The following is a 13,812-nucleotide window of genomic DNA, read 5'->3' as shown; positions in this document are numbered from 1 at the left end:
TCACAAAACTTTTAGGAGGACCCCATCATGGATCAGAGCATCATTAACAGTTATAACGAAGCGAAGAAGCTTTATGCCGCGCACGGTATTAACGTAGACGAGGTATTGGAAAAGCTCGCGCAAATTAAGATTTCCCTACACTGCTGGCAGGGCGATGATGTCCGCGGGTTTCTGTTCAAAGACAAGGAACTGAGCGGCGGTATCGCCGTAACCGGCAGTTACCCCGGCCGCGCCGGCACGCCGGATGAGCTGCGCCAGGATTTAGAAAAGGCCTTGTCGCTGATCCCGGGCAAACACAAAGTGAACCTGCATGCAATCTATGCGGACACCGACGAGAAGGTGGATCTGGATGAGCTGGAGCCGCGTCACTTTGCACCATGGGTGGACTGGGCAAAGGGACAGGGACTGGGGCTTGATTTTAACCCGACCTGCTTCTCCCATCCCAAAGCTGCTGACGGTTTCACCTTAAGCCATGCGGACGAAGAAATCCGCAGCTTCTGGATCAAGCACTGCAAAGCTTCCCGCAAAATCGCCGAATACTTCGGCCGTGAGCTGGGACAGCCTTGTGTGACTAACTTTTGGGTACCGGACGGTTATAAGGATACGCCGGTCGACCGTCTGGCGCCGCGCGCACGCCTCAAGGATTCGCTGGATGAAGTGTTCAGCGAAGTCATTGACCCGCAGTACAATATCGATGCAGTGGAAAGCAAGCTGTTCGGCATCGGCTCTGAGAGCTATGTTGTCGGATCGCATGAATTTTATATGGGCTACGGGCTGACCCGCGGAAAAGCGATCTGTCTCGATGCCGGGCATTTCCATCCGACCGAAGTGATCTCTAACAAGCTATCTTCGATCCTGATGTTCAGCGAACAATTGCTCCTGCATGTCAGCAGACCGGTCCGCTGGGACAGCGACCATGTTGTTACGATGGATGATGAGCTGCTGGAAATCGCCCGTGAGCTGGTCCGCGGAGACCTGCTGCCGCGCACGAATATCGGACTGGACTTCTTCGACGGCAGCATCAATCATATCGCAGCCTGGGTAATCGGCACACGTAACACCATCAAGGCGCTGCTGCGTGCCATGCTGGAGCCAATTGCTGAACTTAAAGCGATTGAACTGGCCGGAGACTATACTTCACGCCTTGCACTTGTCGAGGAATTCAAATCCTATCCGTTTGGAGCGGTCTGGGATTACTATTGTGCTTCACAGAACACACCGGTACGCGAAGGCTGGCTGGCTGATGTGAAGGCTTATGAGCAGGAAGTACTGTCGGCAAGATAAGGTGTTCTTTTAACGTAATAGAAGTTGAACTAAAAATAATCATAAAGGGAAGAGTTGCAAAGGGGAATTTCGGAACTGTAGGAGCGAATGCGTCTGCCTTTAGGTTTGGATTTCTACCGCGAACAGCGGTTAAATCGGGAAATCCAAACCTAACAGCGGCCGGAAGTCCAAACATTCTCTGTAGTCACGGCTAAACCCAATATGAAAAATCATGCTTCTAAAGGAGAGAAAACATATGAGCACGTCTGTGATTGAATCCAAAGGCTATATTGCCGGTACCGAAGCCCCTTTTATTCAGGAGATGTCGGAAATTACCCACCATATGTGGTCTCTGGGCTGGGATGAGTTGAACGGCGGCAACATCAGCTATCTGCTGGACGAAGAGGAAGTTGCCAAATATATCAATATCCGCGAGTCACTGCGTACGATTCAGCTTACCTTCCCGGTTACTGAGCTGGCCGGCAAATACTTTATCGTTACTGGCTCCGGTAAATATTTCCGCAATGTGATTAAAGATCCGGAAGCGAACCTTGGGGTACTGCGTGTATCGGAGAGCGGAGAGAGCGTTGAAGTACTGTGGGGACTGCGCAACGGTGCTGTGCCGACAAGTGAGCTGGCTTCCCATTTCATGAGCCACATCGAACGTTTGAAGGTTGATCCGACGCACCGCATTGTGCTGCATACCCATGCAACCAATGTAATCGCCATGACGTTTACCCATGATCTGGATGAATTGAAATTCACCAAAACCCTTTGGGAAATGTGTACGGAATGCCTGGTTGTATTCCCTGACGGGATTGGCGTTATTCCTTGGATTGTTCCGGGAAGCAGTGAAATCGGCCGTGCCACAGCCGACAAGATGAAGGACTACCGCGTGGTTGTCTGGCCGCAGCACGGAATCTTCGTTACGGGTGCCACTATGGATGCCACCTTTGGCCTTGTAGAAACGATTGAAAAAGCGGCGATTGTCTACAATTTAATTGGCGGCAGAGAGATCAAACAGAAGATTACCGACCGTCAGCTGGCCGATCTGGCTGCTGCGTTCCGTGTAACACCAAAAGCGGGCATCCTCGATTTGTAGAATTTTTTCTTCAATTATATAGCTTTGGAATGAGAACCGGACGTCGGCAGTTCAACTGCGTTGTCCGGTTTTCGAGGTTATTGAACTGCGTTGGAACCTGCGGTACCTCCAATTTGCTTTTGTTCCTGATAAGCGTCATAATATGCTTACTTAAAGTAATTATATTATTTAATGGAGGTGCGACATGAATACAGATTTATTGTTTACTCCCTTTCAGGCAGGCTCACTTTCGCTCGCCAATAGAATTGTTATGGCCCCGATGACCCGCGTCTTTTCACCGGATGGGGTACCGGGTAGTGATGTAGCCGCTTATTACCGCAGACGTGCGGAGGGTGGGGTGGGACTGATCATCACCGAAGGGACAGCTATCAACCATCCTTCGGCAGTCAGCCATCAGAACATTCCGAATTTTCATGGTGAAGCTGCTCTTGCAGGTTGGGCGAATGTGGTGGCAGAAGTACATGCAGCCGGCGGCAAAATCATTCCGCAGCTCTGGCATGTCGGCATGGCCCGCTCCATTGGGGAGCTCCCGAACGCTGAAGCGCTGCCGATTGGCCCATCCGGGCTGAACCTGGCCGGTGAACAGGTGACAGAGCCGATGACACAGCAGGAAATTGACGGGATTGTTGCTGCGTTTGCCCAGGCTGCGGCGGATGCCAAAAGGATTGGCTTCGATGGAATTGAGCTGCATGGTGCCCATGGTTATCTAATCGACCAGTTCTTCTGGGAGAAAACCAATAAGCGTACCGATGAGTACGGCGGTGATCTGGAAGCCCGGACTACCTTTGCCGTCGAGGTCATTGACGCCTGCCGCCGAGCAGTCGGCCCCGATTTCCCGATTGTGCTGCGCTTCTCGCAGTGGAAGAGCGGAGATTATTCGGCCAAGCTGGCCCAGACTCCTGAAGAGCTGGCCCGGTTCCTTACGCCGCTCAGCAATGCCGGCGTTGATATTTTCCACTGCTCTACCCGCCGCTTCTGGCTGCCGGAATTTGAAGGCTCCGAGCTGAATCTGGCCGGCTGGACCAAGAAAATTACCGGCAAGCCAACAATTACTGTAGGGTCAGTGGGACTGAACAGTGAATTTACGGGTAGAGTGACCGAACAGAATGAGGAAGATAACATTGACCGTCTGCTAGAAAGACTGGAAAAGGCGGAATTCGATCTGGTTGCTGTGGGCAGAGCACTGATCAGCGATCCTGCCTGGCCGGCCAAAGTGCAGAGCGGACGGACAGATGAGATTATTCCGTTTACCTCAGAGGCAACCCGGACGTTGAGCTAAGTCAAATTTCATCTAAAGCTAATAACTATACTTTCTTACAAAGAGGGCTTTCACCAAGTGGTGAGTTTTGGCAAGCTGAAGCCAAAACACGCATGCAGGGGGAAGCCTCTTTGTGTCATCTAAATAATTAAAACGAAAAGGATGATAATGATGAGCAAGCGTATAGTGATTACCGGTTTCGGAGTGAAGGTTCCGAATGGCGAGAATAACGAAGAATTGCTTCATCATCTGATCAGCGGAGAGTATAAGTTTTCATTAAGAAACGAAATTACCCCAAACCGGGAGGATTTACTGATCGGCGAGATTGTAAAGGGACTTGGAGAACTGGAGGGCAGGGACTACAGGGCATTACCCAGGATCGCCAAACTGGCTATCAGTACAACCTCGGAAGCACTTGAGATGGCAGATCTGGATTTGGAGGACAACGGGACTTCAACTGGTATATTTATGGGGACAACAATGGGAGGAACCACGCCGCTGGAAGAAATGGTCCGGATTTCATCGGCAGATCATTTCAGAGATATGCCGGTCTATTGCTGCGGACTGGTGCATTATCATAGTCTCGCTGCTTCGGTCTCCAGTTTTTTTCACTTGAAGGGGATAACCAAAACGGTGACCACGGGCTGCACCGCCGGAGTGGAGGCTGTGGAGGATGCAATGATGTATTTGCAGAACGGCAAGATCAATACCGCTATAGTCGGTGCGGCGGACAGCAGCAATAACAAAGTAACCGTATTTGGATTCGGCAAGATCAGAGCTCTGCCGTTTAATCAGCAGACAGAATATGCAGGTTCTCCCTTTAGCAAAAGAAGCAAAGGCTTCCTGTTATCGGAAGGAGCGGCAAGCCTGATTCTGGAGACGGAAGAACATGCATTGGCCCGTAAGGCAACTATTTACGGATATATAGATGCCGTAGTAACGAATAATGACACTGAATCCATCAATGGGCATGATCGGACAGGCAGCAGCATGAAGCAAGCTGTGAGCAGAGTGCTGGGGCAAAGAATCCCGGATTATTATAACAGCCAGGCGATGGGGTATGCCGCCAATGACAGTATCGAAGAACTTGTCTCGCGGGATCTCTTTGGGCACGGTGTTCCCTTAACCTCAATCAAAGGACTGATCGGCCATCCGTTTAGCGCAAGCGGACTGGCGCAGATCATTGCTTCGCTGCTTGGATTTCAGCATCAGTTTGTCCCCCGTACAATCCGCACCGATCAATGGGGGTTTGAGCATCTGCCGCTAATTACGGAGAACCTGTTGAAACCCTCCGCAAAAGTGCTTATCACTTCTCATGGTTACGGAGGTAATAATGCCGCTGTATATTTAACCAAGAGTTAAAGGTGCAGCCGTGTTCTATAGCATGGTTTGTCCTTTTGCAGGCTGCAGCTGCTCGACTTTTGCGCGCCATTTTCTAGCCTCATGCTTCTGATTGTTCTGCTCACAGAGATGGGCAATCCGCTCGTAGGCATCATAATCTTCGGGATTGAACAATAATACATATTTCAGGCAGGCGATAGCGCCTGTGTAATTGCCCTGGTCCGCCAGCCTATCCGCCTGATGAAACACCAGTGTACTCAGCTGGATTTCCAGGCGCATTCTAAAATTCAAATTCCATTCCTGGTTCAGATTGCGGAACATATCTTCATGGATATGCCGGGAAATTTCCTGAATCCGCTTGTCTTTCTGTTCCGGATTTGTCTCCTCAAGCGCTTGTTTAGTGAGGTCCAGCAGCGTCAGCAAATCACAATTCACCGGAGCCTGCAGCGAGATTTGCTGGTTGCTGCTGTAAATGAGCTTCGTCTCATCATTGTTCAGCAGCTGCTTCAGATGATTCAGGCAGACCCGGAGCTGAATCCGGGCTTTGACCGTCTCCATATCTTTCCACAGGTCCTCACACAGCTGGTCCCTCGTTACGGCAGGATTCAGCAGCAGATAGATGAGCAGCTCCTTGGCGCTTCTTCTGCCCCAGCCGCTGAGGATCTCCGAATCATCCACAAACACTTGAAATGGCTTCAGCAGGACGACCTTTAAACGGGAGGCAATGACCTGCTGCTCCTGATCAGTGTCCACCATTCCCAAGAAATCCGCATGCAAATCCATTAATAAAGGGTCCAGAGGTGCCCGGTGGCTCCATTCACTGGCGAAGAACATCTTGATCTGTTTGAAGGTTTCCTCAGGCTGGTCATAAAACAACATATTAGACGAATTATAAATAGTCATAAAACGGCAATGGGGATTGGCTGAAGCAATCAGGCTGGATAGGTATGGCGGATACATGGGGTCACGTTCACCAGTCAACAGCAGGGTAGGGCCTGTGTGTTGTTTGAACATTTCCATAATATCGCTGTGCGCTCCGGCAAAGAAATCCAGCAGTTCAACATAGACATCAAAGGTTACTCTGGAAAAAGCCTCATACAGCTTGTCAATCTCCGGGCTGCCTTGACGGAAAAGGGTCACATTCGGTATCACGTGGTCGGCTAAGGTGCGCATGGACTGATGCTTCATTAGATCTTTTCGGTAATCCGCATATTTGTAGGCCGTATTGGTTGAATTAAAGAGCGGAAGGGAGATCAACACATTGCTGCGTACCATCCCAGGATATGCTTTACTGAAATAAAGCCCGATAATACACCCCGCTCCATGGGAGAGAATATGGAACTGGCCAATCTCCAGATGCTGCACAAGCGCATGCAAATGTTCGGTGTACAGGGAGGCCAGCATAGCTGGATCAATGTCTCCAGTCCCGCTTAATCCGTGTCCTCTGAAGTCATATCTGAGGATATGATAATCTTCCTTCATATAGGGGATGATCCGGTCCCAGCATCTGAGGTCAAACCCCATCCCGTGAATAAGCACAAGTGTCTCAGTTTCGGGGCCTGGCAGCTTGGCTTGAGCATACTCGTAATTAAGTTTAAACCCATTTTCCCAAAAAAACTCCATCTCTGTACTCCTCTGCACGCCTGCATAGTCTATTTATGGTTATTATAGCGAAAAAAAGTTGTTATTTTATCATAATATGCTGATTATTGTAGAAAAGTGTAACGTAAATGTAACGCTATACTGTTAAACTTGGGCTAAGTGTATTTTATGGGGGGTTGATTTCAAGAAATGAGGATGTTTTTTATCTGTGTCAAAAATTCCAAGCTGGATCTAGTCTATATGCGTATGTACTTCCGCCGTTGATAGATAAACTTGATTAATTCTAATGAGAACCTCCTTACGGATTCCTGTAGGGAGGTTTATTTGTATACGGATTCAATTCCCGGCTGGAAGTAGAGGCTCATCTAGACGGCAGATGGATTAGGCTCCATTATTTATGCTATAATTTTTAATTAGCAAGATTATTTTGCGATGATTTTATTGATCATGCTTCATTCATAAAGGACGTGAACATATGACAATGGAGAATAACCTACCTGCCTTAAAATCCGGCAAGAGCGGTTCGAAGGATTACTCGAAATATTTTGATTTTTCTGATGCCAAAGTCATCAGTGAAGAAGAAGGCAAGACCACTTATAGAATCAAAGGCCGGACGGTACAGATTAATTCCAATCCCGACTATAAAGAAGGCAAGCGCAGAGGGAAGCAGGAGATTGAGGTCATCCAATTTGATGATGCGGAAACGGTCCGGATTATGGAGCAGTTCCGTGAAATGAACAGCCATAAACAGCACTATTATTCTATTGCCACTTACGGCTGCCAGATGAATGAGCATGACACCGAGACGATGAAGGGTATGCTGGAGCAAATGGGCTATCTGCCGGTGGAAGACCGGAATGATGCGGATATTATTCTGCTGAATACCTGTGCCATCCGTGAGAATGCAGAGGATAAAGTATTCGGTGAGCTGGGCCATCTCAAAACGCTGAAGCTGGAGAAGCCGGGCCTGCTGCTGGGTGTATGCGGCTGTATGTCGCAGGAGGAAGGTGTCGTTAACCGGATCATGGCCAAACACGGTTTCGTGGATATGATCTTCGGGACACATAATATTCACCGGCTGCCGCAGATTATCAAGGAATCGCTGTTCAGTAAGGAGCTAGTGGTAGAAGTCTGGTCCAAGGAAGGCGACATCATTGAGAATCTTCCGAAAAAGCGGGAGGGAATGCGCGCCTGGGTTAATATTATGTACGGCTGTGATAAGTTCTGTACGTATTGTATCGTTCCGTTTACCAGAGGCAAGGAGCGAAGCCGCCGGCCGGAGGATGTAATTGCCGAAGTGCGGGAGCTGGCCCGTCTAGGTTTCAAGGAAGTGACCCTGCTAGGGCAAAATGTGAACGCATACGGTAAAGATTTTACTGACATAGACTATACATTCGGGGATCTGATGGATGACATGCGGCTGATTGATATTCCGCGTATCCGCTTCATGACCTCCCATCCCCGTGATTTTGACGATAGATTGATTGAAGTGCTAGGCAAAGGCGGCAATCTGACAGAGCATATTCATCTGCCGGTGCAGTCGGGAAGTACGGCGGTGCTTAAGAAAATGAGCCGTAAATATACCAGGGAAGCTTATCTGGACCTGGTCCGCAAGATCAAAACAAGTGTGCCGAATGCGGTGCTGACGACCGATATTATCGTCGGCTTCCCGGGTGAAACCGAGGAACAATTTGAAGAGACGCTGTCGCTAGTCCGCGAAGTAGGTTATGATATGGCGTATACCTTCATTTATTCTCCCCGCGAGGGAACACCGGCAGCCGCGATGGAGGATAATGTTCCGCAGGAGGTTAAGAACGGGCGTCTGAAGCGCCTGAATGACCTGATTAAGGAACAGAGCCGGGTCAGTAACGACAGGATGCTGGGTGAGCTGGTAGAGGTGCTGGTGGAAGGAGAGAGCAAGAATAACGCACACGTGCTCTCCGGCCGCTCCAGAACCAACAAGCTGGTTCATTTTGAAGGTCCGCGGGAGCTGATCGGCAGCTTTGTACAGGTCAGAATTACAGATACCAAAACTTGGTACATTAAAGGGGACTATGTGGCGGAAGCCGCCGCAGCGGTTCTCTAAATTATAGCGAAATGAGGCGATGTTAGTGAGCCAGGAAAACCCGAGTGTGAATAAATATGGCATGCAGAGCTTCAACACCCGTGATCTGATTGTGCGTGAAGATATTATGGGCAAAGCGAAGGAACTCGCTTCATTGATTTCGACCAGTGAAGAAGTGAAGCATTTTCAGCAGGCCGAGCTCAAAATCCAGAATCACGAGCGTGTGCAGGGGCTGATTGCTGTGATCAAGAAGAAGCAGAAGGAGATTGTCGCCTTTGAGAGCTTCGGCAATAAGGATATGGTAGCGAAGATTGAACAGGAAATCGAAGTCCTGCAGGATGAAATCGATGGGATTCCGGTCGTGAATGAATTCCAGCAGAGCCAGAGCGATATTAATTACCTGCTGCAGCTCGTTATTTCCGTAATCCGGGACACCGTGTCAGAGAAAATCAATGTGGAAGCCGGAACAGAAGCGCCGCCGTCCACATGCGGAGATTAAACCATTTTCGGAGGGGCGGATACATATCCGTCCCTTTATTCAAATATAAATGCGGCAGATTTGTTGATTTTAGAAGTTCAGGTTTGGTACATTAAAAGATACGAACAGCAAACAAAAGCTGCGGCAAAGGATGATCTAAAGTGAGCGAGAACGTGGAACAAAACTATAACGCCAAAAAGTACCGCACCCCGGACGGAGTTCCGGCCGACATTGTGATGTTCACTTTGACCAAGCGGGAACGGAAGACAGTCACCAAGACACTTCCCCTGCGCGAACTAAAGGTAATGCTGATCCGACGGAAGAAATGGCCATGTGCCGGGATGTGGGCCTTACCGGGCGGTTTCTGCCAGGAGGATGAATCTATATATGATGCAGCAACACGTGAGCTGAAAGAAGAAACCGGTGTCGACGGCGGGCACTTGGAATACCTTGGTGTATACAGTACGCCTGGCCGTGATCCGCGCGGGTGGATTATCAGCCATGCTTTTTTTGCGCTGGTGGAGGAATGGATGCTGGAGCAGAGACAAGCCTCTGATGACGCGGGCGAGGTCGGGCTGTTTACACTTCAGGAAGCTCTGGAGGAGCTGGAGCTGGCTTTTGACCATCATGACATCATCACTGATGCCTACCTGCGGATTCAGCAGCAGATGCTGCAGACCACGATTGCCCGGCAGTTTCTGCCCCGGCATTTCACATTAAGCGAGCTGTATCAGGTAATTCAGACGGTAGTGCCGGAATTCAAAGAGCCGAACTTTATCCGCAAAATTACTTCAACACGCAGCCGTCAGGGTATATTAAAGGAAGTACGGGATGAAGCCGGCAATCCGGTCAGCTCCAACCAGTACTCCCAGCGCCCTGCACAGCTGTATATGTTCACAGACCATGAGCCGTTATTGTCCATTTATACGTAGGAAGATGTCTGGTAGCCGGATAACCTTTTAACCCAGCCTTAAGGAGGCCAATATAATGAAGGCATTGATCGTGATAGATTTCACCAATGATTTTATTGACGGCAGTCTGCCTGTCGGGCAGTCGGGGATTGAAATTGCACCAAGAGTCAGCGAATTGACCAGGCAATTTGCAGAGAACGGCGATTACGTGGTAATGGCTGTAGATCTCCATGAAGAAGAGGATCCGTATCATCCGGAGAGCAAGCTGTTTCCGCCGCATAATCTGCGGGGCAGCCGCGGCAGGGAATTGTACGGCACTTTGAAAGACGTATATGAGGCCAACCGCTCTTCGATCTATTGGATGGACAAAACGCGCTACAGCGCCTTTAGCGGGACCGATCTGGAGCTGAAGCTGCGCGAACGCGGCATTACGGAGCTGCATCTGATCGGCGTCTGCACCGATATCTGTGTGCTGCATACAGCAGTGGATGCATACAACAAAGGGTTTGATCTCATCATTCACGAAGATGCTGTGGCCAGTTTTAATCCGGACGGGCACCAGTGGGCATTGGGGCATTTCCAGGGCAGTCTTGGAGCGAAGGTTGTTACCGCACACTAGAGAGAATTTAGGAGATGAGGATTTGAGGAGAGAGCTTGCTCTACATACAGATAAATATCAGATCAATATGATGTACGCACACTGGATGAACGGAACCCATAAACGCAAAGCGGTGTTTGAAGCCTACTTCCGCAAGCTGCCGTTCGGAAACGGCTTTGCCGTATTTGCGGGTCTGGAGCGCATTGCCCAGTACATCAGTGACCTGCGCTTTACTGAAGATGATGTCCGCTATTTGTCAGAGCAGGAAGAGAATTATGCGCCCGCGTTTCTGGAGGAGCTGCTGCAGTTTCATTTTCAGGGGACGATCCACTCCATGAAGGAAGGGGCGCTGGTCTTTCCGGATGAGCCGCTCGTACGTGTTGAGGGCACAATCATGGAGGCGCAGCTTGTCGAAACGGCGATTCTGAATTTCATGAATTATCAGACACTGATTGCTACCAAGGCCTCACGGATCAAGCAGGTGGCCCCCGGGGATATCCTGCTGGAATTCGGAACCCGCAGAGCGCAGGAGGCGGATGCGGCGGTATGGGGCGCAAGAGCGGCTTATATCGGCGGCTTTCATGCTACCTCTAATATGCTGGCAGGCAGAATGTTCGGCATTCCGACCAAAGGTACGCATGCACACTCCTGGGTACAGAGCTTTGCAAGTGAGCAGGAAGCCTTTGATGCCTATGCCAAAGTAATGCCGGACGGAGTTACCCTGCTGGTGGACACCTTCGATACATTGCGCAGCGGTGTGCCGCATGCCATCAACACTGCCAAGAAGCTGGAAGCACAGGGTAAGCGGATGAACGGTATCCGCCTCGACAGCGGAGACTTGGCCTATCTGTCTATCCAGGCTCGCAAGATGCTGGATGAGGCCGGCCTGGACTATGTTAAGATTGTCGCCTCCAATGATCTGGATGAGAATACAATTATGGACCTCAAGCTGCAGGGTGCAGCCATTGATACCTGGGGGGTGGGCACACAGCTAATTACCGCTTCCGACCAGCCTTCCCTTGGCGGCGTGTACAAGCTGGTTGAAATTGAGTCCCCTACAGGTGAAATGATTCCGACGATCAAAATTTCCTCCAACCCTGAGAAGGTCTCGACCCCCGGCAAAAAGGATGTGTTCCGCATTGTTGGAACCAACGGAAAGGCGATGGCTGATTATATCAGCTTCCCGGAAGAGGCGGCTCCGCGCAATGGTGCCCGGATTAAGCTGTTCAATCCGCTGCATCCGTATCTGCGCAAGAATGTCGACAAGTATCAGGCACTGCCGATGCTGGAGCCGATATTTGTGAACGGGTTCCAGGTGTACAAACTGCCTGCACTGGATGAAATCCGCAGTTATCATCAGGAACAGCTCGATTTATTCTGGCCGGAGTATCTGCGCAAGCTGAACCCTGAGGTGTATCGTGTGAATCTCAGTGAAAAGGTATGGACGCGCAAGCAGGAACTGATCACAGAGCATATGCAGCAGGATATAGAGTAGAAGATTTGTTGTTCAGAGACTATGTAAGAGGCTGTCCTTCCGCAATTAAGACATGCGGTGAAGGGCAGCTTCTTTATGCAATACTTTGGATGTTTTATATATTGACAGGAATAAAATGGAAGATTATATTTAGCATGTCGTCAATATTATTTTTTGCTGTTAAAGTTTAAACGCTTTAACTTTCATTCCGGTTAAGAAAAACCCCACTCCGAAAAGAGGGAGGTGTGCAAATCTGGTTTTGCCTGTTTCATTGCTTCATGAATTCGTTGGCTTAAGCATTTGCGTTGACAGCCGGGTACCATGTGCGCGAACATCGCGCGGGAGGCTGACCAAACTTAAGGAGTGAATCGTTATGAACAAGCAAAGTAAGCGTAAGCCGGGCTGGAAAAGCTTCATTATCTTATGTCTGGCGCTATTCATTCTGCCGGCGGGTTCTGCACTGGCAGCCGTCAACAAGCCGTTTCCGCAGCATACTACTTATACAAGCGGGACCATCAAACCGAATAATGTTACGCAGATTAGTATGGACAATTCGGTCAAGACGAAGTGGGGTGAATGGAAAGCGGCTTATCTGAAACCGGCAGGTACCGGAAAATACTATGTTAAATATAATTCAGACGGGGAAACCGTGTCCGAAGCCCATGGCTATGGCATGCTCTTCACAGTACTGATGGCCGGGTATGACACCAATGCACAGACATATTTTAACGGTCTCTATAATTATTACACTGCCCATCCCAGCTCCATCAATCCTTATCTGATGTCCTGGAAGCAGAATAGCAGCTTTCAGAATATCGAGGGGGAGGATTCCGCCACTGACGGGGACATGGATATTGCTTTTGCGCTTCTGCTTGCAGACCGGCAATGGGGCAGTGCAGGCACGATCAATTATCTGCAGGCTGCGAATAATATCATTGGAGCTATCATGGACAATGAGATCAATCAGACGCAGTGGACGATCCGTCTGGGAGACTGGGCCAACAGCGGCTCCTACAACACGGCAACACGGCCCTCGGACTTCATGCTGGATCATCTGAAAGCATTCAAAGCGGCAACCGGTGATGCGCGCTGGACCAGTGTAGCCGATAAGACGTACACCATTATAAACAGCCTGTACACGGGCTTTAGCGCGGGCACTGGTCTGCTGCCTGACTTTGTAGTCTATTCCGGAGGTGTCTATAAACCGGCTGCAGCCGGCTTTCTGGAGGATGCCAATGACGGGAATTACAACTATAATTCCTGTCGTACGCCATGGCGGATTACTACCGACTATCTGATTTCCGGTGACAATCGTGCGCTTGCCCAGCTTACGCAGCTTAACAGCTGGATCAAGACCAAAGTAAACAGTACGCCTGGAAATATTAAAGACGGTTATAAGCTGAACGGAACAACGTTTGGCAGCTATAACAGCGGAGCTTTCTACGCCCCCTTTGGAGTAAGTGCTATGGTCTCTTCTAGTAACCAGAGCTGGTTGAATTCACTTTGGAGCCACACGGCCGGAAGTGCAGCAGAAGGTTACTACGAGGACAGCATTAAGCTGTTTTCAATGATTGTGATGTCCGGCAACTGGTGGACATATTAGAAGGAGAAAGACCACATTAGAAGCAGAAAGACTCATTTGATCAGCCCGTCTCCGGATGGGCTGTTTATTTTTCGTGTAAGTATCAGCCGGAGCAGTGGACCGTTACTGTGATATTCA

General features: G+C 49.7%; 11 protein-coding genes. 10 read left to right on the top strand and 1 reads right to left on the bottom strand.

Features of this window, described 5'->3' with window-relative positions; all coding sequences use genetic code 11:
• The first annotated feature begins 27 nt into the window (after window positions 1-27).
• From rhaA to JRJ22_RS15830, 4 genes are all read left to right on the top strand, one after another.
• The gene (rhaA, locus tag JRJ22_RS15845) at window positions 28-1,284 is read left to right on the top strand and encodes an L-rhamnose isomerase (protein ID WP_206100461.1); all 1,257 of its coding nucleotides are present in this window, start codon (window positions 28-30) and stop codon (window positions 1,282-1,284) included.
• Window positions 1,285-1,519: 235 nt separating this feature from the next.
• Window positions 1,520-2,365: a rhamnulose-1-phosphate aldolase gene (rhaD, locus tag JRJ22_RS15840; RefSeq protein ID WP_206100460.1), complete on the top strand. Its 846-nt coding sequence runs from the start codon at window positions 1,520-1,522 to the stop codon at window positions 2,363-2,365.
• Window positions 2,366-2,549: 184 nt separating this feature from the next.
• Window positions 2,550-3,644, top strand: a complete 1,095-nt coding sequence (locus JRJ22_RS15835) for an NADH:flavin oxidoreductase (RefSeq protein ID WP_206100459.1) — start codon at window positions 2,550-2,552, stop codon at window positions 3,642-3,644.
• 150 nt (window positions 3,645-3,794) lie between these two features.
• Window positions 3,795-4,985: a beta-ketoacyl synthase N-terminal-like domain-containing protein gene (locus JRJ22_RS15830; RefSeq protein ID WP_206100458.1), complete on the top strand. Its 1,191-nt coding sequence runs from the start codon at window positions 3,795-3,797 to the stop codon at window positions 4,983-4,985.
• Window positions 4,986-5,000: 15 nt separating this feature from the next.
• Here the strand turns inward: JRJ22_RS15830 and JRJ22_RS15825 are convergent, their stop codons facing one another.
• Window positions 5,001-6,587, bottom strand: a complete 1,587-nt coding sequence (locus JRJ22_RS15825) for an alpha/beta hydrolase (protein ID WP_206100457.1) — start codon at window positions 6,585-6,587, stop codon at window positions 5,001-5,003.
• Window positions 6,588-7,041: 454 nt separating this feature from the next.
• Here JRJ22_RS15825 and miaB point away from each other — a divergent pair, with 454 nt between their 5' ends.
• The 6 genes from miaB (at window position 7,042) to JRJ22_RS15795 (ending at window position 13,695) form a co-directional block, all read left to right on the top strand.
• Window positions 7,042-8,652, top strand: a complete 1,611-nt coding sequence (gene miaB, locus JRJ22_RS15820; RefSeq protein ID WP_206100456.1) for a tRNA (N6-isopentenyl adenosine(37)-C2)-methylthiotransferase MiaB — start codon at window positions 7,042-7,044, stop codon at window positions 8,650-8,652.
• A gap of 61 nt (window positions 8,653-8,713) precedes the next feature.
• Window positions 8,714-9,130: a YlbF/YmcA family competence regulator gene (locus JRJ22_RS15815; protein ID WP_408637901.1), complete on the top strand. Its 417-nt coding sequence runs from the start codon at window positions 8,714-8,716 to the stop codon at window positions 9,128-9,130.
• A gap of 140 nt (window positions 9,131-9,270) precedes the next feature.
• Window positions 9,271-10,041 (top strand): NUDIX domain-containing protein, encoded by a 771-nt coding sequence (locus JRJ22_RS15810; RefSeq protein ID WP_206100454.1) that lies wholly within the window; start codon window positions 9,271-9,273, stop codon window positions 10,039-10,041.
• Window positions 10,042-10,096: 55 nt separating this feature from the next.
• Entirely contained in the window at window positions 10,097-10,639 is a 543-nt protein-coding gene (locus JRJ22_RS15805) for a cysteine hydrolase family protein (RefSeq protein ID WP_206100453.1), read from the top strand.
• Window positions 10,640-10,661: 22 nt separating this feature from the next.
• The gene (locus tag JRJ22_RS15800) at window positions 10,662-12,113 is read left to right on the top strand and encodes a nicotinate phosphoribosyltransferase (protein WP_206100452.1); all 1,452 of its coding nucleotides are present in this window, start codon (window positions 10,662-10,664) and stop codon (window positions 12,111-12,113) included.
• 352 nt (window positions 12,114-12,465) lie between these two features.
• Complete coding sequence (locus JRJ22_RS15795) at window positions 12,466-13,695, top strand: family 8 glycosyl hydrolase (protein WP_206100451.1); 1,230 nt, start codon at window positions 12,466-12,468, stop codon at window positions 13,693-13,695.
• Window positions 13,696-13,812: the final 117 nt, after the last annotated feature.

Source organism: Paenibacillus tianjinensis, from assembly GCF_017086365.1.
GTDB lineage: Bacteria > Bacillota > Bacilli > Paenibacillales > Paenibacillaceae > Paenibacillus_AQ > Paenibacillus_AQ tianjinensis.
The sequence above is the reverse complement of the archived record's forward strand: the minus strand, read 5'-3'. Positions and strand labels throughout refer to the sequence as shown.

Coding starts and splice junctions, on each gene's coding strand:
- JRJ22_RS15795 (WP_206100451.1), top strand. CDS start 12,466: ATGAACAAGCAAAGTAAGCGTAAGCCGGGCTGGAAAAGCTTCATTATC.
- JRJ22_RS15825 (WP_206100457.1), bottom strand. CDS start 6,587: ATGGAGTTTTTTTGGGAAAATGGGTTTAAACTTAATTACGAGTATGCT.
- JRJ22_RS15835 (WP_206100459.1), top strand. CDS start 2,550: ATGAATACAGATTTATTGTTTACTCCCTTTCAGGCAGGCTCACTTTCG.
- JRJ22_RS15830 (WP_206100458.1), top strand. CDS start 3,795: ATGAGCAAGCGTATAGTGATTACCGGTTTCGGAGTGAAGGTTCCGAAT.
- JRJ22_RS15815 (WP_408637901.1), top strand. CDS start 8,714: ATGCAGAGCTTCAACACCCGTGATCTGATTGTGCGTGAAGATATTATG.
- rhaA (WP_206100461.1), top strand. CDS start 28: ATGGATCAGAGCATCATTAACAGTTATAACGAAGCGAAGAAGCTTTAT.
- miaB (WP_206100456.1), top strand. CDS start 7,042: ATGACAATGGAGAATAACCTACCTGCCTTAAAATCCGGCAAGAGCGGT.
- rhaD (WP_206100460.1), top strand. CDS start 1,520: ATGAGCACGTCTGTGATTGAATCCAAAGGCTATATTGCCGGTACCGAA.
- JRJ22_RS15805 (WP_206100453.1), top strand. CDS start 10,097: ATGAAGGCATTGATCGTGATAGATTTCACCAATGATTTTATTGACGGC.